Origin of the sequence: Enterobacter cloacae complex sp. SHL022, assembly GCF_049237785.1 — a bacterium.
Lineage (GTDB): Bacteria > Pseudomonadota > Gammaproteobacteria > Enterobacterales > Enterobacteriaceae > Enterobacter > Enterobacter hormaechei_C.
The window spans coordinates 235,763-252,654 of sequence record NZ_JBMKJH010000003.1; the positions used below are offsets into that span (position 1 = coordinate 235,763).

The window sequence follows — 16,892 nt, forward strand, 5'->3', positions numbered from 1 at the left end:
TTGCGTTTGCTACGGGCGACGTCGACCCGTAAACAGGCTGACCAGGAACAGAATAATACCGACGACGAAGACAATTTTCGCTGCCCATGCCGCGGTACCCGCCAGTCCACCAAAGCCCAATGCGGCGGCAATTAACGCGATAACCAGAAATATAATGCCCCAACGAAACATAAGCCTCTCCTTTACCATAGTTAATGTCGGCCGCTAAACGTGAGCGCTCAGGTCACTCACCGGCTTTTCCAGAATCGTTTTTATTTCGCCCGCGGTTTTCAGCCTGACGGGCGAATGGTACTGCTTTACTTCGTTTTCAGATCGTTTTTGACGCTTTTCACACCATCAATCGCTTTCGCAATTGACTCGGCACGATCGCTTTGTGCCTGATTCTCAACCGTACCGGACAGCTGGACCACACCATCGGTGGTTTCAACTTTCACCATACGGGATGGCACGATGTCGTCAGCTAACAGTTTAGCTTTGATTTCGCTGGTAGTTGCTGCATCTCCGGCATAGCCCTTCACGGACGATTCTTTGCTGTCACGTACGTGCAGTTTGTCGCTGACGGAGCTTACGCCCTCAACGCCTTTCGCCACTTTAACGGCTTCTTCGGCCTGGGTCTGGCTTTCAACGAAACCGCTCAGGGTGACAACCTTGTTGTCGGTTTTAACAGAAATATCGGTGCTCTTAATGGAGTCGTGATCCACCAGTGCGGCTTTCACTTTTGCTGTGATTGAGCTGTCATCCATGAAATTACCGACTTTATTCATAGAGCTATCGATTTTTTCCCCTGCGGTATTGGCGGAACTTTGCGCTTTATCCATGGTGCTGGATTCCGCCAGAGCAGAACCGCTTACCAGGACACTACCCAACGTTACAGCCAGCAGAGTTTTAGAAATCTTCAGTCTTGTCATATTCATCGATTTATTCCTGTGTTTTGCCCGTTATTTGGGCGACATACTTCCCTAAATCTTGGTTTTATATATTGCGAATTAACACCGGGGCAAAATGGAGAACCAATGGACATGCATTGAACAGTTAATTCATCCACGCCCGGTGCTAAACACTGAGTTAAATATAGATCACAATCAGAGGGGTGCATTCAGAATTGGGGAAAAAACGAACGAATAGCGAAAAATTGCGGTGAATTAAGAACATTCCGCAAGGGTTTAATAACACAGGAATTAAAGAAGAGCACGGCGGCTGCCGTGCTCTGAGAGGGAATTAATGCTCGCGCGTTTTGCGGAACTGAACATCAGGATAACGTTCCTGCGTCAGGTTCAGGTTAACCATGGTCGGGGCGATATAGGTCAGGTTATCGCCACCGTCCAGCGCCAGCTGAACTTCGTTCTTACGTTTAAATTCTTCGAATTTCTTCACGTCTGAACATTCAACCCAGCGGGCGGTCGCCACGTTCACCGATTCGTAAATCGCTTCCACGTTGTACTCGCTCTTAAGACGGGCAACCACCACGTCAAACTGGAGCACACCCACCGCGCCCACGATCAGATCGTTGTTAGCAATAGGGCGGAACACCTGTACAGCCCCCTCTTCGGAAAGCTGGACCAGGCCTTTCAGCAGTTGCTTCTGCTTCAGCGGATCGCGCAGGCGAATGCGGCGGAACAGTTCTGGCGCGAAGTTCGGGATACCGGTGAACTTCATCATCTCGCCCTGCGTGAAGGTATCGCCAATCTGAATGGTACCGTGGTTGTGTAAACCAATGATGTCACCCGGATAGGCTTCTTCTACATGCGAACGGTCGCCTGCCATGAAGGTCAGCGCGTCGGAGATCACCACGTCTTTACCGATACGGACCTGACGCAGCTTCATGCCCTTCTCGTACTTACCGGAGACCACGCGCATAAAGGCAACGCGGTCGCGGTGTTTCGGGTCCATGTTGGCCTGAATTTTAAAGACGAAGCCGGAGAACTTCTCTTCCTTTGCTTCTACTTCGCGGGTGTCGGTTTTACGCGGCATTGGCTGCGGGGCCCACTCCACCAGACCGTCGAGCATATGGTCAACGCCGAAGTTGCCGAGGGCGGTACCGAAGAAGACCGGGGTAATTTCACCGCTCAGGAACAGCTCTCGGTCGAACTCGTGCGACGCGCCTTTAACCAGCTCCAGCTCATCGCGCAGCTGCGCGGCCAGCTCTTCACCGACCGCTGCGTCCAGATCCGGGTTGTCCAGACCTTTCACGATGCGCACTTCCTGAATGGTGTGACCCTTACCGGTCTGGTACAGGTAGGTTTCGTCTTTATAGAGGTGGTAAACCCCTTTGAACAGCTTGCCGCAGCCAATCGGCCAGGTGATTGGCGCGCAGGCAATCTTCAGCTCGTTTTCCACTTCATCCATCAGCTCCATCGGATCACGGATGTCACGGTCGAGTTTGTTCATAAAGGTGAGGATCGGCGTATCGCGCAGACGGGTGACTTCCATCAGCTTGCGGGTACGATCTTCAACACCTTTCGCGGCGTCGATCACCATCAGGCAGCAGTCCACCGCCGTCAGGGTACGGTAGGTATCTTCGGAGAAGTCTTCGTGCCCCGGGGTGTCCAGCAGGTTCACCAGACAGTCGTGATACGGGAACTGCATCACGGAGGTGGTAATCGAAATACCACGCTGCTTTTCCATCTCCATCCAGTCGGATTTAGCATGCTGGCTGGAGCCACGGCCTTTAACGGTACCCGCGGTCTGGATCGCCTGTCCGAACAGCAACACCTTCTCGGTGATGGTCGTTTTACCGGCATCCGGGTGCGAGATAATGGCAAAAGTGCGGCGTTTGGCCACCTCTTGCAGATAAGGAGACAACGTCATAATCAATTCTTCTTAGGTAAGCGCGGCAGCAGGCCGCGCATCATGGAATACGAAAAATGCGGCTATTTTACCCATCAACAGGGGGCAGGCAATCATTGTTTACACAGGAGCTGCTCCAGTTCGTTCAATGACGTAACGGTCCAGGTCGGCTCGATGCCTTCCGGCAGCATGCGGCCATGCGCATTCAGCCAGACGGTCGACAGGCCCGATCTCATACCTCCCAGAATATCAGATTCTGCCGTATCCCCCACCATCAGCACGCGATCGCGGTCAGGATTGCCCGCTTGCGCCAACGCATAATCGAAAATACGCGGATCCGGCTTCGGTACGCCCACCTCTTCGGAGATCACCAGCGCGTCGAAATGATCGCGCAGGCCGGTGCGTTCAAGGCGAATCTGCTGAAGCGCGGTAAAGCCGTTGGTAATGATCCCAAGCTTCACCTTCCCTTTCAGCGAATCCAGCAAAGAAACGGCGCCGGGCAGCGGCGCGCAGATATCCGCCATCGCATTCAGGAAGGCCTCGTTCAGCACCCCAGGACTCACGTTTAACCGTTCAGCCCACACGTCAAAACGCTGATGCTGAAGCTGTAACGCGGTGATGGCTCCGTTCTGGTAATCCACCCACAGCGGTTTGTTCACCGCCTGATAGTCCTGAAAATCTTCCGCGGTGAACGTCACGCTATAGTCGAGAAACATCCGCTGTAGGCCGCCGAACGAGTCAAACGTAAACAGCGTTTCGTCGGCATCAAAGAAAATCCAGTCCCATTTCATCGTTACAACCTTATTTTCGTTATCCAATCGGCAGAGCCATGATAATGGCGTCTTCACGTCCCTCTGCGGTGGGGTAGTAGTTACGGCGGATAGTCGCCTCGTTGAAGCCTAAGCTTTCATAGAGCGCGATGGCGGCGACATTGGACGCGCGCACCTCCAGCCACAGGGTGAAAACGTCACGGGTTTCCAGCTCACGAATGAGGTGCTCAAGCAGTTCCCTGCCCAGCCCGCGGCGCTGGTATGCGGGATCGACCGCGATATTAAACAGCGTCGCCTCGTCCAGAACGACCTGCGTGATGGCGAACGCAGCCATCGCACCGTCAACGTCCAGGCGGAGATTTAAATAGCGTTCGCCCTGATTGCTGGCAAACGTCTTTTCGCTCCACGGAAAGGCATGGGCGCGGGTTTCAATCGCGAACGCGGTGGTCAGGTCAGCCGTCGTGAGGGAAGAAATCGTGTTCATATTCGCAAATTTGTTGCCATAGCGCGCTACGCGCTTTTGGGTTGGCTTTCAGTTCGTCCAGCGCTGGCGAGCTGATCTGGCTTCCTTCAAGGGGTAGCTCATCCACCGCCCCGATTCGCCAGCTGTTACAGCGGCTGTCAGAGGGAAGCATCGCGACGCTTTCGGGCGCCAGCTGTAATACCTGATCGTGGGTCACCTTCAGGCTGCGAAGGACATCCTCAATCAGGGGCTCGTTCAGGGCAGGCGGCGCTTCTGCCACCATCACCAGGCGGACATGCGCAGGGATGGAGATGGCTATTTCGCCCCGCAACGCCGTCGGGCGACGCAAAGCCCACTGGGTGATACCCAGTTGCTGCAACTGCCAGTCTCGTCGGGATGTCATAGCGAAAACTCCTGTCTCTCAGGCGCGCAAATATAGCAAATGTGTCGAAACTGCGCCATCTACCTACTATAATCCCCGCCTGAGTTTATTGAGGAACAATTCATGTCTGCATTTACCCCGGCAAGTGAAGTCTTGCTGCGTCACAGTGATGATTTCGAAGAAAGCCGTATTCTGTTTGCCGGAGATATGCAGGATGACCTGCCCGCACGTTTCGACTGTGCTGAAAGCCGTGCCCACACCCAGTACTATCACCACTGGCAAGTGCTGAGCCGTCAGATGGGCGAGCGCGCGCGCTTTAGCCTGGCGGCGGAGCAGAGCGATATTGCTGACTGCGATACGCTCATTTACTACTGGCCGAAAAACAAACCGGAAGCCCAGTTCCAGCTGATGAACCTGCTTTCTCTGCTGCCGGTCGGCTGCGATATTTTTGTTGTCGGTGAAAACCGCAGCGGGGTGCGTAGCGCAGAGCAGATGCTCGAAGCCTGGGCGCCGCTGACGAAAATCGACAGCGCCCGTCGCTGCGGCCTGTACCATGGTCGTCTGGAAAAACAGACCACCTTCGATGCCGACGCCTTCTGGGACGAGTACCAGCTTGAAGGCCTGACCATTAAAACCCTGCCGGGCGTGTTCAGCCGTGATGCGCTCGATACGGGCAGTAAGCTGCTGCTGTCCACCCTGACGCCTCATACCAAGGGCAAAGTGCTGGACGTCGGCTGTGGCGCGGGCGTGCTGTCAACGGTTCTCGCCAGTCACTCACCAAAAGTGCGTTTAACCCTGTGTGACGTGAGCGCTCCGGCGGTAGAAGCCAGCCGCGCCACGCTTGCTGCGAATGGCATTGAAGGCGACGTGATTGCCAGCAACGTCTTCTCCGACGTGACCGGTCGCTTTGACATGATCATCTCTAACCCGCCGTTCCACGACGGAATGGAGACCAGCCTTGAAGCGGCGCAAACGCTGATCCGTGGCGCAACCCGTCACCTCAACAGCGGCGGTGAGCTGCGTATTGTGGCGAACGCCTTCCTCGCATACCCGAAAGTACTGGATGAAACCTTTGGCTTCCACGAAGTGATCGCCCAGACGGGTCGCTTTAAGGTCTATCGCACCGTGATGACGCGCCAGGCGAAAAAGTAACCCCCCCGGTCCGGCGATGGCTGACGCTGCCATCGCCCAATTTTGCAGCAATCAAAACAACGTGCGCAATTTTCTGTTGACGTAAAGCTGAAAACATCTAGAATGCGCCTCCGTGGTTACGATACTTTTACAGTGTCGATGGTATGCGAAGGTGGCGGAATTGGTAGACGCGCTAGCTTCAGGTGTTAGTGTCCTTACGGACGTGGGGGTTCAAGTCCCCCCCCTCGCACCATAAATCACGTTGATATTGCTCGCACTGGGCGAAGGTGGCGGAATTGGTAGACGCGCTAGCTTCAGGTGTTAGTGTCCTTAGGATGTGGGGGTTCGAGTCCCCCCCCTCGCACCAACGAGGCGATATCAAACCAGTAAGATGACTGTGCGAAGGTGGCGGAATTGGTAGACGCGCTAGCTTCAGGTGTTAGTGTCCTTACGGACGTGGGGGTTCAAGTCCCCCCCCTCGCACCAATTATCTTACATCCTCTCAGCAGTGCCTCTTCTTTTTCCCTTTTATTTCAAACTCATCAGAATCACCAGCAGTCCACTGATTAGCGCCACGCATGAAGGCAGCAGGACATAATGCCGTAACTGTTTGTGCCAGATCATCGCGGATGTCACCAGCAAGCCTGAAACAATCATTGCTTTCCAGACATCAATGGGGAGATCGGTAAACATCAGCCCACCGATAATGGAACCAGGCAGTAATATTCCCCACCCACTTCCCAGCGCTTTGCTCAACATGGTTTCACCTCTCGCACTGATAATGATAACCAGTATCATATGATAGTAATTATCACTTGTCAGCAGGCGACGTAAGAAATTGCGCCAGCAATTGCTTTCCCATAATGACAGAGAATGTGTAAGGTGATAAATTGCCCACCTGTTAACTTCCGATAAAGTTTTTCTGATAATAAAAATTCAATTTTGTAGCGACCAATATTACACGACAACACCTTGCTCATTGTTTTAATTGAGTTTTAATAAAAACGCACGCATATGACATCACAATCCTGGCTGTCTTTAGTCAACAAGAAATATCAGCTATCTTTACGTTTGTTTTTATTTCTGAACGCCGCATCAGCATTGTTCTCGGTAACAAATCCTCTCTATTCCGTGCGTGTGTTATCAGTCCCGCTCTTTGCCGTACTGACTATCAGCACAGGCTTACTTATCTGGCACTGGAAAAACAGCACGCGAAAAATAAATATCCCTGTTGTTTCAGCTATTTTTGGTCTTTTATGGGCCTGGCAGATCGTCTCTAAATTTCTGTTAATCACGCACGATCACGCGACCTATTTAATGATGGCGCTATTAACAGTGCTTTTTATAGGGTCTCTGGCGTTCGCGAGTAATATTAAAGCCTTTACGTTACATTCATTTCCCGCCTTTATATCCTGCCTGTGGCTTAGCCCGTCCGAAAACTGGCTGAGAATGGCCTATTTTTTCGCGCTGCCGGTGGTCGCCATTGGTATCCATCATGTTCTTCAGCGGCGCAATGACCGTTTCGCCCAGGAGCTGCTTTCCGAACTGCTGGAGGAGCGCGAAACCCTGACCGATCTTAGCATGATGGACCCGCTCACCGGCCTGTATAACCGTCGCGGGCTGCAAAGCCGGCTGGAGAACCTTCCCAGGCCTGACGCTGGCGAGCACTTCGTGCTGCTGATGGATATCGACCACTTCAAAGCCTACAACGACCATTACGGCCATATGATGGGCGATCAGGCCTTGATCAGGGTCTCGGCTGCGATACGCGACGCCGTGCGCTCACGCGATGTTGTCGCCCGGTTTGGCGGGGAAGAATTTATGGTGCTGTTGAGTAACATCCCGCTGGAGCAAGCGCGCCAGACGGCTGAACGCATACGTCAGAAGGTTTACGATCTTAAAATCCCCCATATGTTTAACGAAAGCGTCGCCACTAACGTGACCATCAGCATCGGCATCGCCATGTTCGAAGGTGAAGACGTTGAGGGCGCGCTGGCGAAAGCGGATAAAGCCCTCTATGAAGCCAAGCATATGGGACGTAACAGCATTCTGCTGAGCGAAGAGCTTCATAATGCCTGAAACCGCCTTCACAGCGCCAGGATAAAACGCTTGCGCTTGGTTTTATCTATAGTTAGGATTGGCAATCATTATCATTTAGATTTGTAATCCACACTATGGCGACTCGTACCGCACACATCGTTGAGCCCCTGCTCTGGCGAGCTCCACTCTCCGCCGGGGAAACGACGCTTGCGGATGCCATTCGGGAAAAAATTGCCGTAACGCGCGCCCATCTGCTGGATTTCATCAAACTGGATGAAGCACCGCCGCATCATGCGCTGACGCTGACTGAGTGGCAACGTCCTGCCGAGCTGCGGTCGCTGCTGGCAACCTATTCCGACCATATTTATCGTAACCAACCTACCCTGACGCGGGAAAATAAACCGCTGTTATCCCTCTGGGCACAGTGGTATATCGGGCTGATGGTGCCGCCCGTCATGCTAGCCCTGCTGACCCAGGAAACGATGCTCGATCTCTCGTCGGAACATTTCCATGTTGAATTTCATGAAACCGGGCGCGCTGCCTGTTTCTGGATTGATGTACATGAAGATCCGAGCGCGAGACACCTGTCAGCGCAGGCGCGTATGGAACGGCTGATTACAAGAGCGCTGGTTCCGGTCATTGATGCGCTGGAAGCGACGGGAGAGATTAACGGCAAACTGATCTGGAGTAATACCGGGTATCTTATCCACTGGTATTTAACGGAAATGAAGCCGCTGCTCGGCGACGAGAAAGTGGATGCACTGCGTCAGAGCTGTTTCTTTGCCAGACAGCTATCGGATGGACGGGATAACCCTCTTTACCGCACCGTGGTTCCGCGTGAGGGACTTCTGGTACGTCGTACCTGCTGTCAGCGCTACCGTCTGCCGGACGTCCAGCAGTGCGGCGATTGCACGCTTAAGTAGTCTGGCCCGGCCTGATACCCGCAGTGAGAGAGAACAAACACTAAAAACGGCAATCTGCGTTGCCGTTTTGCTTTTACCTAAGCGACCTGCTCATTTTCCTCTTCTCCATTACGCTGTGCTTCTTCCGCTTCCTGCTGAAGCAACTGTTTCTCGTACACCTTGAAGAACGGGAAATAGATAATCGCGGAAACGCAGGCCAAAACCAGCACCAGAATGGCTGCACGGAAATCCCAGCCCAGCGCCCAGGCGGCACCAACCGGAGCCGGTGCCGTCCACGGCACGACGGAAATCACGCGGCCAATCAGATCAAACTTCATCGCTGCCCATGCCAGCACGGCATTAACCATCGGCGCCAGCAGGAAAGGAATAAAGAACACCGGGTTCATCACAATCGGCGTACCGAAAATCACCGGCTCATTGATATTGAAAATGCTTGGCACCACGCTCAGACGTCCAATAGAGCGCAGGTGCGCGGAGCGGCTACGCAGATAGCAGAACACCAGACCCATCGTCGCCCCCGATCCGCCGATAACGATAAAGAACGTCCAGAAGGCTTCCATAAAGATGTGTGGCAAAGGCTGGCTTGCCGCCAGCGCGGTCTGGTTCGCCCCCAGGTTCGTCAGCCAGAACATTTGCAGCATCCCGGAGACAATCGCCGCGCCGTGGATCCCGGCAAACCACAGCAGGTGGCCAATCAGCACCGCCAGCAGGATCGCAGGCAGCGAGTCAGCTGCAGAGACCAGCGGTTTGAATATCGACATGATGGCCTGTGGGATCAGCATACCGAACTGCGACTGGATCAGCAGACTCAGCGGATAGAGCGTCAGCACCACCACCAGCACCGGGATCAGCAGATCAAACGAGTTTTTGATCATCGGCGGAACCTGGTCTGGCAGGCGGATCCCGATATTGTGTGCTTTCAGGAAACGCATCATCTCAACGCAATAGATCGCCACCAGAATCGCGGTGAAAATACCGGTCCCTCCCAGGCTATCGACCGGCAAAGCGCCTTTGGTTTTAGGGGCGGCGACCAGCAGGAACGCCATCAGCGACAGCATCGCGCACATGAACGGATCCAGCTGATGGGTTTTAACGTAATGTTTGCCCAGGTTGTAGGCAATAGCCGCACAGATATAAAGGGACATCACCCCCATTGTCATATCAAACGGCGTCAGAATTTGGCCTTCAAACTGCTTCGCCATATCCAGCCAGGCGCGAGCAAAACCCCAGGTGGTATCAGGCGAAAAAGGTGGGTAAGCGAACACTAACAGAAACGAGCCCACAATCATAAACGGCATCGCTGAGATAAACCCGTCACGAATAGCCATAACGTGACGCTGGGAAGAGATGCGCCCGGCAATAGGGCTAACATAATTTTCAACGAAGCGGAAAATCAGATTAAATGCAGCATGGTTGGCAGACATAGCAGATCTCCTGTCATACGTTCGTTTCGGACGTTCTCACGTCACACGTTGTTCCATACATCAGCGTCACAACCTTGCCGGATCGTGTACCTGCGGTACTGCTCAAACGGAATGGTTTCATAATTAGCTCTTATTATTAGATACAGGGGAAGTTACACACTCAGTATTAATCTCTGCATCACGCTCTGCAACCGGTTACTGTAACCGGTTTCTGTGAATGTGAAGGCGATCCAGAAATCGCCCCTGACGGATATTTGTTACTTAAGGGATATTTACAGCGACTAAATTCTTATGACAGATTACGCAGGATATTTGTCAGGAGGAATCAATGAGTTTGCAGTCTGTACAACAGTTTTTTGCCGAACACGCTCCGGATATAGAGATCATTGAGCTTAACCAAAGCACAGCGACTGTTGCCCTTGCTGCTGCCGCGCACAACGTTGAACCCGGCCAAATTGCCAAAACGCTGTCACTAAAAATTAAAAATGACGTGATTCTGGTGGTTGCAAAAGGCGATGCGCGTCTGGATAACAAAAAGCTTAAAGAGACATTCGGCGCAAAAGCCCGCATGCTCAGCAGCGATGAGGTAGTCACCCTGACAGGTCATCCTGTTGGCGGCGTCTGCCCTTTCGGACTGGAAAACCCGCTTTCTGTTTACTGTGACATCACATTAAAACAATACGCGGAAGTGTTACCCGCAGCGGGCGCCATCCACAGTGCGGTGCGTATATCGCCCGACAGAATGGCGGAACTGACCGCAGCAAAATGGGTAGATGTGTGCATTTGAACGATGCGCCAGAAGCACTCTGGCGCATCATTTAACGCTAAGAGAATGAAGGAACGGTGAGAGCGGAACGACGAACTTCCCGGGCAGGGAGATGCGCCAGGATATCCGCCGCATCCAGTAATCCCACGTCAGAATTGACGCCCAGCTTTACCATGGCGTTAAACTTATGCGCCCGGATAGTTTTAATATTGCGTTCAAGCTGTGCTGCAATTTCAGGGATCGAAAAACCCGATGACATATAACGCAGAATCGCCCTCTCGGTTGGGCTTAACATACGATTGCTAACACACCAGTGATTGTACATGTTGTCGTTCACCTGATGCGTTTCGCTGAGTAATGTCTTCAGGCCCTCCATTAGCTGCTTTAGCGGAACCGATTTACTGATGATTCCATGCAAGCGAGAAGGCGAAAGATGGCTGACCAGCCTCGCCTCCATTTCGTCAGAGGCCAGCACAATACGCTGGACGTCGCTGTGGGTGAAGGTGAGATCCCGTAAACAGGCAAGACAGTTTCTCCGCTCCTCACGCTCATCAGACAGTGAATAGATAACCGCATAGAATGAGATATCCGAGAGCGCCGCTTTAAAGCTGGCGAATCTGCTAAACAGGTGCACCTGGTAATGGCTCAGGCTGGGCATCGCAAAGAGATGCTTCAGCCCCACAGCGCTCATTGAGCAGCTTTCGATGACGGCGATATGTCTTGTTGCAGTGGTCTTTTCCATTCCTCAAACTCTCCATAAGCCGACATTAAACTGAGTTCTCGCATTCCCTGGGTACTGCTTATCCACGCGTACATATCGGCATTACTGCGAAGTGATAAGCGACGCATTGCACTGTTTTTCTGTGCGCTGATCGTTTTATTACTTTTATTCAGTAGTGTGGCAATTTGGTTGATTCCCCAACCTTTACCGAGTAAACGCAACACCTTGCGTTCAGAGTGAGTGAGTGCAATCATTTGCTCACTCTCCTCTTCAATATCGGGCGTTTCCGGTATTAATAACGTCTGGCTTATTCGCTCGGCACGTTCACTGCCCGCGCGAATAGCGTTAATGACGCCTTCAATAGGCTCCATATCTGAAAGCAGCGTGCTTTCCGGACGCATAAGAAGCTCTACTGCAAGCGGATAAAGAGGACGCGAGACAAGGAATATCCAGTGAATATCCCGATACTGATTCATTAATCCATAATACTGCTCAAGCGTGCCGCGAGGATTACGATACTCACCCGAAATATCGGCAATAACGACCCCGGCGCGACGCAACTGAAGTAGCGTCAACTCCTGCATCGAACGGCAGTACGTTATCTCAAAATCGGGAAAATGACGCGACATGACGCCACCTAACCCATTTTGCATAACCGGCACTCTGCTAATCACAACTCCGTGTTTACCATTCAATGGCAACATAGACCCTCCATGTCATGAATTCATTATTTAAGAACGAACTAACCCTACGAGGTTAAACACGTTTGTATTCCTTAGTACAAAACGGCTTAATATTCGTAAATCAGAAGAAATGTCACATGGGTTATGAAACGCCCAATACAGTCTTAATATCGCATAAAGACTACAAGAATTTAATTCTGGTTGTGTGAAAAGATCGAAAATATGAAATTAGAAATACTTAATATATTTTTTTTATTAATTCTCGTCACATATTCATTAAATAAATAAAGATACGGCCTCTTCGCCATGCTGGACACGCAACTGATCGCACAAATGTTGATCTGGCCCAGCGCAAAGGGCCCTGCCCTTTGTGTTAAAAGTAAGCAATCTCTCTTCTCTTCAGGGCGTTTCATGCAGGCAGATCGGTCTACGCAACGTGCTACCACGCGGCTATGTATTCAGTGCGGACTTTTTCTCTTACAACACGGGGCAGAAAGCGCCCTCGTCGAAGAACTTTCCACACGCCTTGGTCTGGCGCTGGGGATGGACAGCGTTGAGAGCTCCATCTCGTCAAATGCCATTGTACTGACCACCATTAAAGACGGACAGTGCCTCACCTCCACTCGTAAAAATCATGACCGCGGCATTAACATGCACGTCGTGACGGAAGTGCAGCACATTGTGATCCTTGCTGAACACAGGCTGCTCGATCTGCGGGAAATAGAGAAACGCTTCAACCAGATCAAACCTCTCCGGTATCCACGCTGGCTGGTTGTGCTGATGGTGGGACTCTCCTGCGCCTGCTTCTGCAAGCTCAACGCGGGCGGCTGGGACGGCGCTGTCGTGACCTTCTTTGCCAGCAGCATCGCGATGTATTTCCGCCAGTTGTTGACGCACAGGCAACTGCATCCGCAAATTAACTTCTGCATCACGGCATTTGTGGCGACAACCGTATCCGGCCTGCTTTTGCGCCAGCCTTACTTCGCCAGCACGCCTACTGTTGCGATGGCCGCCAGCGTATTGCTGCTGGTGCCGGGTTTTCCCTTAATCAATGCCGTCGCTGATATGTTCAAAGGCCACATCAACACCGGTCTGGCGCGCTGGGCGATAGCCAGCCTGCTGACGCTGGCGACCTGTATCGGGGTGGTAATGGCCATGACACTCTGGGGGTTACGCGGATGGGCGTGATCGATTTTCTGCTCGCACTGGCGCAGGACATGCTCCTGGCAGCCCTTCCCGCCGTTGGCTTTGCGATGGTGTTTAACGTCCCGCAACGTGCATTACCCTGGTGTGCGCTGCTGGGTGCCATTGGCCACGGGTCACGTATGATCATGATGACCGCGGGCTTTAATATCGAATGGTCGACGTTTATCGCCTCCATGCTGGTCGGCAGCATCGGTATTCAGTGGTCCCGCTGGTATCTGGCGCATCCGAAGGTGTTCACCGTGGCGGCAGTCATTCCTATGTTCCCGGGTATTTCAGCCTATACGGCGATGATTTCCGCCGTCAAAATCAGCCACTTTGGCTACAGCGAACCGCAGATGATCCTGCTTCTGAGCAACTTCCTTAAAGCCTCGTCGATTGTGGGCGCGCTCTCCATCGGCCTGTCGATCCCCGGCTTATGGCTTTACCGCAAACGTCCACGCGTATAATAAAATAGCTTGCAATTGTATCGCGCACTATCTATATTCATTTCATGGATGCAAAAATGAACGACACCACTAACGCGCTTCTGCTGGATAACCAGCTCTGTTTTGCCCTCTATTCGGCAAATCTGGCGCTTAACAAGCTCTACCGGCAACTGCTGGCGCCGCTTAACCTGACCTACCCGCAATACCTGGTGATGCTGGTACTGTGGGAGCAGGATGATATTACGGTATCAGACATTGGCGAGCGGCTGTTCCTGGATTCCGCCACCCTGACGCCCCTGCTGAAACGCCTGGAAAGTGCAGGATTAATCTTCCGCCAGCGTTCCCGTCAGGATGAGCGTCAGGTCGCCGTCACCCTGAGCGACGCGGGTCGGGCGCTGCAACAGCAGGCCGTGACGATACCCCACGCCGTGGGCTGTGCAGCGCAGTGTGATACCGACACCATGCTGGCGCTCAAGCACCAGCTCGAACTTTTGCGCCAACAGCTTCATCGCGCGTAAGGCTATACTTTACGCGCATGATTTTAACTTAATACATCGCGCGCTATTTAATAGCGCATATAAACGTAAGATGAGGAACCTGCCATGTCTTTAGAAAAAGTTGTCTACACTGCCAAAGCCAAAGCAACCGGAGGCCGTGATGGCCGCGCAACGTCTTCCGATGGCGTTCTGGATGTCAAACTGGGTGTCCCCAAAGAGATGGGTGGCATGGGGGGTGAAGTAACCAACCCTGAACAGCTGTTCGCTGCGGGTTACTCCGCCTGCTTCCTGGGCGCAATGAAGTTCGTTGCGGCACGCGACAAATTCGCTCTGCCAAAAGATGCCTTTATTGAAGGCGAAGTGGGGATTGGCCCGCTGCCAACCGGTTTTGGTATCGAAGCGAAGCTGAACATCCACGTTGAAGGGATGGACGCAGCGGAAGCCAAAAAACTGGTGGATGCGGCGCATATTGTCTGTCCGTACTCTAACGCGACGCGCGGCAATATCGACGTGACGCTGAACATCATCGCGTAATCAGCTCCTGTGATTTTAGCCCCGGTAAGCGTAACGCCGCCGGGGAAATCCTCTCCTTTCCTCTCCTCTCTCTGTGCTACCATAACCCTCAATCACGCCCGTAGTAATCAGTTGAGAAAGTGTTATGTCCTCCAGAATCCTGACCACCAGCATTGCTGGCATTGATGCCTTTATGCGCGATCCTCGCGGTGTGTTGACGCACGCCGAAGGCGGCACGCTCGCGGTATTTGCCGACAACGCCCCGGCGTTTTATGCGGTCACGCCGGAACGTCTGGCGCAGCTTCTGGAAATTGAAGCGAAGCTGTCGCGCCCGGCGAGCGATGTCATGCTGGATAATCAGTTTTTTGACGAACCCGCCAGCGCTCCGGTGGCCGTTCCAATGGGGAAATTTCCCATGTACGCCGGTTGGCAGCCGGACGCCGATTTTCAGCGGCAGGCGGCCTTATGGGGAATAGCCCTCGCGCAGCCCGCGACGCCAGAAGAGCTGGCGGCCTTTACCGCTTACTGGCAGGCTGAAGGAAAAGTCTTCCACCATGTTCAGTGGCAGCAAAAGTTCGCGCGCAGTCTGCAAATCAACCGCGCCAGCAACAATGGCCAGCCAAAACGTGATATCAATGCCTTTTCAGAACCGGACAAAAAAATCCCTGATGGATTCCGAGGTGCGAAATGAAAAACGTCGGCGACCTGATGAAACGTTTGCAGAAGATGATGCCCGCCAACGTGAAGCCCGCCTTCACCACCGGTGAAGAGCTGCTGGCGTGGCAAAAAGAGCAGGGTAAAATTCGCGCGGCTGCCCTCGCCCGCGAAAACCGCGCGATGAAAATGCAGCGCACCTTTAACCGCTCTGGCATTCGCCCTCTGCACCAGAACTGCTCCTTCGAGAATTATAAGGTCGAGTCGCAGGGGCAGATGAACGCCCTCAACCAGGCGCGCCAGTATGTGGATGAATTTGACGGCAACATTGCCAGCTTCATCTTTAGCGGAAAACCCGGCACGGGGAAAAATCACCTTGCGGCCGCTATCTGCAACGAGCTGCTGCTGCGCGGGAAGTCAGTGCTGATTATCACCGTGGCCGATATTATGTCCGCCATGAAGGACACCTTCAGCAACCGCGAAACCAGCGAAGAACAGCTGCTGAATGATTTAAGTAACGTGGATTTGCTGGTCATCGACGAGATCGGCGTCCAGACGGAGTCCCGCTACGAAAAAGTGATCATCAACCAGATTGTCGATCGCCGTTCGTCGTCAAAACGCCCAACAGGTATGCTGACGAACCACAATATCGACGAGATGACCCGACTTCTTGGCGAGCGGGTAATGGATCGCATGAAGCTGGGTAACAGCCTGTACGTCATCTTCGACTGGGACAGCTACCGCAGCCGCGTCACCGGCAAAGAGTATTAAGATATTTCCAGGGAGCGCCGGAAGAGCAGAGGTATATACTGAACCCACTTCTGGCCCAAAACGGACCTTGTTGAGTAAATCATTATGAAAAAACAGTTTCTTATCAGCATCCTTACTGGCACCCTGCTGGTGACTGGCGCAGCGCAGGCCGCATCATGGCAGGAGTCGCTCTCCAGCGCAGCAAGTGAGTTAACCAAAGAGAGCGGCACTTCCCAGGGAGGGCTGTCAGCCTCGTCCCTCACCGGCCTGCTGAGTAACAGCTCCCAAAGCCTGAGCGCCGGCACGATGAACAATGCGGCGGGCATTCTGGAATACTGCGCGAAGCAGAAACTGGCTTCCGTCACCGATACCGAAAACATTAAAAACCAGGTGCTGGGTAAACTGGGTCTGGACACTCAGGAGCAGAAAGCGGACACCAACTATATGGACGGTATTCAGGGCCTGCTGAACGCGCAAAATGGCCAGCAGCTGAACCTCAGCACCCTTGGAAATTCATCTCTGGCGAAACAGGTGAAAACGAAAGCCTGCGATCTGGTGCTGAAACAAGGCGTTAATTTCCTCTCCTGATCGTCTCCCATTTTCTGCCACAACACGCCGGGTTTATTACGTTAGTCTTACACCGCGGCGTGAAGTGCGTTTTTTTATCCCCTGCCACCACCTCAGCCTCCGTGTACCACGATGCGACTGTATTCAAAAATCCGATTTTATAAACCAAATCCTAACAACAGCACACTTT

21 protein-coding genes and 3 tRNA genes are annotated in these 16,892 nt (G+C 53.0%); 14 read left to right on the forward strand and 10 right to left on the reverse strand.

What is annotated here, in order from left to right; genetic code table 11:
* Positions 1-9: 9 nt before the first annotated feature.
* The 6 genes from ACOTZD_RS07945 to ACOTZD_RS07970 form a co-directional block, all read right to left on the reverse strand.
* Positions 10-171 carry a DUF1328 domain-containing protein gene (locus ACOTZD_RS07945; RefSeq protein ID WP_003856556.1) on the reverse strand — a complete coding sequence of 54 codons (162 nt, stop codon included), beginning with the start codon at positions 169-171 and terminating at the stop codon, positions 10-12.
* Positions 172-296: 125 nt separating this feature from the next.
* Entirely contained in the window at positions 297-914 is a 618-nt protein-coding gene (gene osmY, locus ACOTZD_RS07950; protein WP_003856559.1) for a molecular chaperone OsmY, read from the reverse strand.
* A 304-nt stretch (positions 915-1,218) separates the two neighbouring features.
* Positions 1,219-2,808, reverse strand: a complete 1,590-nt coding sequence (gene prfC / locus ACOTZD_RS07955; protein WP_003856562.1) for a peptide chain release factor 3 — start codon at positions 2,806-2,808, stop codon at positions 1,219-1,221.
* A gap of 92 nt (positions 2,809-2,900) precedes the next feature.
* On the reverse strand, positions 2,901-3,578 hold the full coding sequence (gene yjjG / locus ACOTZD_RS07960; protein ID WP_003856564.1) for a pyrimidine 5'-nucleotidase: 678 nt from the start codon (positions 3,576-3,578) through the stop codon (positions 2,901-2,903).
* 19 nt (positions 3,579-3,597) lie between these two features.
* Positions 3,598-4,041 carry a ribosomal protein S18-alanine N-acetyltransferase gene (gene rimI / locus ACOTZD_RS07965; protein WP_003856565.1) on the reverse strand — a complete coding sequence of 148 codons (444 nt, stop codon included), beginning with the start codon at positions 4,039-4,041 and terminating at the stop codon, positions 3,598-3,600.
* Positions 4,010-4,423 (reverse strand): DNA polymerase III subunit psi, encoded by a 414-nt coding sequence (locus tag ACOTZD_RS07970; protein WP_003856566.1) that lies wholly within the window; start codon positions 4,421-4,423, stop codon positions 4,010-4,012. Before ACOTZD_RS07970 ends, rimI begins: the two co-directional genes overlap by 32 nt.
* A 102-nt stretch (positions 4,424-4,525) precedes the next feature.
* Here ACOTZD_RS07970 and rsmC point away from each other — a divergent pair, with 102 nt between their 5' ends.
* The 4 genes from rsmC to ACOTZD_RS07990 all read left to right on the forward strand — a co-directional run bounded on the left by rsmC (position 4,526) and on the right by ACOTZD_RS07990 (position 6,019).
* Positions 4,526-5,554: a 16S rRNA (guanine(1207)-N(2))-methyltransferase RsmC gene (gene rsmC, locus ACOTZD_RS07975; RefSeq protein ID WP_023324121.1), complete on the forward strand. Its 1,029-nt coding sequence runs from the start codon at positions 4,526-4,528 to the stop codon at positions 5,552-5,554.
* A gap of 145 nt (positions 5,555-5,699) precedes the next feature.
* A tRNA-Leu gene (locus ACOTZD_RS07980) sits at positions 5,700-5,786 on the forward strand.
* Between the two features lie 28 nt (positions 5,787-5,814).
* Positions 5,815-5,900: transfer RNA gene (locus ACOTZD_RS07985), tRNA-Leu, on the forward strand.
* Positions 5,901-5,932: 32 nt separating this feature from the next.
* A tRNA-Leu gene (locus tag ACOTZD_RS07990) sits at positions 5,933-6,019 on the forward strand.
* Between the two features lie 42 nt (positions 6,020-6,061).
* On the opposite strand, the gene ACOTZD_RS07995 is transcribed toward ACOTZD_RS07990, so the two are convergent.
* Positions 6,062-6,331, reverse strand: coding sequence for a DUF1435 domain-containing protein (locus ACOTZD_RS07995; RefSeq protein ID WP_032628028.1), 270 nt, complete (start codon positions 6,329-6,331; stop codon positions 6,062-6,064).
* A 216-nt stretch (positions 6,332-6,547) separates the two neighbouring features.
* On the opposite strand from ACOTZD_RS07995, the gene ACOTZD_RS08000 reads away from it, so the two are divergent.
* Both ACOTZD_RS08000 and fhuF read left to right on the forward strand, forming a co-directional pair.
* Positions 6,548-7,612 carry a GGDEF domain-containing protein gene (locus ACOTZD_RS08000; protein WP_023324120.1) on the forward strand — a complete coding sequence of 355 codons (1,065 nt, stop codon included), beginning with the start codon at positions 6,548-6,550 and terminating at the stop codon, positions 7,610-7,612.
* A 95-nt stretch (positions 7,613-7,707) separates the two neighbouring features.
* Positions 7,708-8,496: a siderophore-iron reductase FhuF gene (gene fhuF / locus ACOTZD_RS08005; protein WP_003856570.1), complete on the forward strand. Its 789-nt coding sequence runs from the start codon at positions 7,708-7,710 to the stop codon at positions 8,494-8,496.
* 77 nt (positions 8,497-8,573) lie between these two features.
* On the opposite strand, the gene ACOTZD_RS08010 is transcribed toward fhuF, so the two are convergent.
* On the reverse strand, positions 8,574-9,920 hold the full coding sequence (locus tag ACOTZD_RS08010; protein WP_023324119.1) for a PTS sugar transporter subunit IIC: 1,347 nt from the start codon (positions 9,918-9,920) through the stop codon (positions 8,574-8,576).
* A 328-nt stretch (positions 9,921-10,248) separates the two neighbouring features.
* Between ACOTZD_RS08010 and ACOTZD_RS08015 the strand changes: the two genes are divergently transcribed.
* Positions 10,249-10,707 (forward strand): YbaK/EbsC family protein, encoded by a 459-nt coding sequence (locus ACOTZD_RS08015; RefSeq protein WP_003856572.1) that lies wholly within the window; start codon positions 10,249-10,251, stop codon positions 10,705-10,707.
* Positions 10,708-10,744: 37 nt separating this feature from the next.
* Here the strand turns inward: ACOTZD_RS08015 and bglJ are convergent, their stop codons facing one another.
* Both bglJ and ACOTZD_RS08025 read right to left on the reverse strand, forming a co-directional pair.
* Complete coding sequence (bglJ, locus tag ACOTZD_RS08020; RefSeq protein ID WP_003856573.1) at positions 10,745-11,377, reverse strand: DNA-binding transcriptional activator BglJ; 633 nt, start codon at positions 11,375-11,377, stop codon at positions 10,745-10,747.
* Complete coding sequence (locus tag ACOTZD_RS08025; protein WP_003856574.1) at positions 11,374-12,111, reverse strand: helix-turn-helix transcriptional regulator; 738 nt, start codon at positions 12,109-12,111, stop codon at positions 11,374-11,376. The genes bglJ and ACOTZD_RS08025 overlap by 4 nt, the downstream gene beginning before the upstream one ends.
* A gap of 390 nt (positions 12,112-12,501) precedes the next feature.
* Here ACOTZD_RS08025 and ACOTZD_RS08030 point away from each other — a divergent pair, with 390 nt between their 5' ends.
* The 7 genes from ACOTZD_RS08030 to ACOTZD_RS08060 all read left to right on the forward strand — a co-directional run bounded on the left by ACOTZD_RS08030 (position 12,502) and on the right by ACOTZD_RS08060 (position 16,723).
* The gene (locus ACOTZD_RS08030) at positions 12,502-13,278 is read left to right on the forward strand and encodes a threonine/serine ThrE exporter family protein (RefSeq protein ID WP_047654644.1); all 777 of its coding nucleotides are present in this window, start codon (positions 12,502-12,504) and stop codon (positions 13,276-13,278) included.
* Positions 13,269-13,742 carry a threonine/serine exporter gene (locus ACOTZD_RS08035; protein ID WP_003856576.1) on the forward strand — a complete coding sequence of 158 codons (474 nt, stop codon included), beginning with the start codon at positions 13,269-13,271 and terminating at the stop codon, positions 13,740-13,742. The genes ACOTZD_RS08030 and ACOTZD_RS08035 overlap by 10 nt, the downstream gene beginning before the upstream one ends.
* Before the next feature lie 44 nt (positions 13,743-13,786).
* On the forward strand, positions 13,787-14,239 hold the full coding sequence (locus ACOTZD_RS08040; protein ID WP_032608457.1) for a MarR family winged helix-turn-helix transcriptional regulator: 453 nt from the start codon (positions 13,787-13,789) through the stop codon (positions 14,237-14,239).
* Positions 14,240-14,323: 84 nt separating this feature from the next.
* Positions 14,324-14,752, forward strand: a complete 429-nt coding sequence (locus tag ACOTZD_RS08045; protein WP_003856578.1) for an organic hydroperoxide resistance protein — start codon at positions 14,324-14,326, stop codon at positions 14,750-14,752.
* A gap of 124 nt (positions 14,753-14,876) precedes the next feature.
* A complete protein-coding gene (dnaT, locus tag ACOTZD_RS08050) occupies positions 14,877-15,422 on the forward strand; it encodes a primosomal protein DnaT (RefSeq protein WP_003856579.1) in 546 nt (181 codons plus the stop codon).
* Positions 15,419-16,156 carry a DNA replication protein DnaC gene (dnaC, locus tag ACOTZD_RS08055; protein WP_003856580.1) on the forward strand — a complete coding sequence of 246 codons (738 nt, stop codon included), beginning with the start codon at positions 15,419-15,421 and terminating at the stop codon, positions 16,154-16,156. Before dnaT ends, dnaC begins: the two co-directional genes overlap by 4 nt.
* Before the next feature lie 84 nt (positions 16,157-16,240).
* Complete coding sequence (locus tag ACOTZD_RS08060) at positions 16,241-16,723, forward strand: DUF2501 domain-containing protein (RefSeq protein WP_003856582.1); 483 nt, start codon at positions 16,241-16,243, stop codon at positions 16,721-16,723.
* The last annotated feature ends 169 nt before the right edge of the window (positions 16,724-16,892 follow it).

What these genes read in the sequence shown, in the direction of transcription:
- ACOTZD_RS08045 (WP_003856578.1), top strand. Translation starts at nt 14,324, where the DNA reads ATGTCTTTAGAAAAAGTTGTCTACACTGCCAAAGCCAAAGCAACCGGA.
- ACOTZD_RS07945 (WP_003856556.1), bottom strand. Translation starts at nt 171, where the DNA reads ATGTTTCGTTGGGGCATTATATTTCTGGTTATCGCGTTAATTGCCGCC.
- ACOTZD_RS08030 (WP_047654644.1), top strand. Translation starts at nt 12,502, where the DNA reads ATGCAGGCAGATCGGTCTACGCAACGTGCTACCACGCGGCTATGTATT.
- ACOTZD_RS08035 (WP_003856576.1), top strand. Translation starts at nt 13,269, where the DNA reads ATGGGCGTGATCGATTTTCTGCTCGCACTGGCGCAGGACATGCTCCTG.
- ACOTZD_RS07995 (WP_032628028.1), bottom strand. Translation starts at nt 6,331, where the DNA reads ATGATACTGGTTATCATTATCAGTGCGAGAGGTGAAACCATGTTGAGC.
- ACOTZD_RS08060 (WP_003856582.1), top strand. Translation starts at nt 16,241, where the DNA reads ATGAAAAAACAGTTTCTTATCAGCATCCTTACTGGCACCCTGCTGGTG.
- ACOTZD_RS08015 (WP_003856572.1), top strand. Translation starts at nt 10,249, where the DNA reads ATGAGTTTGCAGTCTGTACAACAGTTTTTTGCCGAACACGCTCCGGAT.
- prfC (WP_003856562.1), bottom strand. Translation starts at nt 2,808, where the DNA reads ATGACGTTGTCTCCTTATCTGCAAGAGGTGGCCAAACGCCGCACTTTT.
- ACOTZD_RS08010 (WP_023324119.1), bottom strand. Translation starts at nt 9,920, where the DNA reads ATGTCTGCCAACCATGCTGCATTTAATCTGATTTTCCGCTTCGTTGAA.
- bglJ (WP_003856573.1), bottom strand. Translation starts at nt 11,377, where the DNA reads ATGAGCGCTGTGGGGCTGAAGCATCTCTTTGCGATGCCCAGCCTGAGC.
- dnaC (WP_003856580.1), top strand. Translation starts at nt 15,419, where the DNA reads ATGAAAAACGTCGGCGACCTGATGAAACGTTTGCAGAAGATGATGCCC.
- ACOTZD_RS08000 (WP_023324120.1), top strand. Translation starts at nt 6,548, where the DNA reads ATGACATCACAATCCTGGCTGTCTTTAGTCAACAAGAAATATCAGCTA.
- rsmC (WP_023324121.1), top strand. Translation starts at nt 4,526, where the DNA reads ATGTCTGCATTTACCCCGGCAAGTGAAGTCTTGCTGCGTCACAGTGAT.
- yjjG (WP_003856564.1), bottom strand. Translation starts at nt 3,578, where the DNA reads ATGAAATGGGACTGGATTTTCTTTGATGCCGACGAAACGCTGTTTACG.
- ACOTZD_RS08040 (WP_032608457.1), top strand. Translation starts at nt 13,787, where the DNA reads ATGGATGCAAAAATGAACGACACCACTAACGCGCTTCTGCTGGATAAC.
- ACOTZD_RS07970 (WP_003856566.1), bottom strand. Translation starts at nt 4,423, where the DNA reads ATGACATCCCGACGAGACTGGCAGTTGCAGCAACTGGGTATCACCCAG.
- dnaT (WP_003856579.1), top strand. Translation starts at nt 14,877, where the DNA reads ATGTCCTCCAGAATCCTGACCACCAGCATTGCTGGCATTGATGCCTTT.
- ACOTZD_RS08025 (WP_003856574.1), bottom strand. Translation starts at nt 12,111, where the DNA reads ATGTTGCCATTGAATGGTAAACACGGAGTTGTGATTAGCAGAGTGCCG.
- osmY (WP_003856559.1), bottom strand. Translation starts at nt 914, where the DNA reads ATGAATATGACAAGACTGAAGATTTCTAAAACTCTGCTGGCTGTAACG.
- rimI (WP_003856565.1), bottom strand. Translation starts at nt 4,041, where the DNA reads ATGAACACGATTTCTTCCCTCACGACGGCTGACCTGACCACCGCGTTC.
- fhuF (WP_003856570.1), top strand. Translation starts at nt 7,708, where the DNA reads ATGGCGACTCGTACCGCACACATCGTTGAGCCCCTGCTCTGGCGAGCT.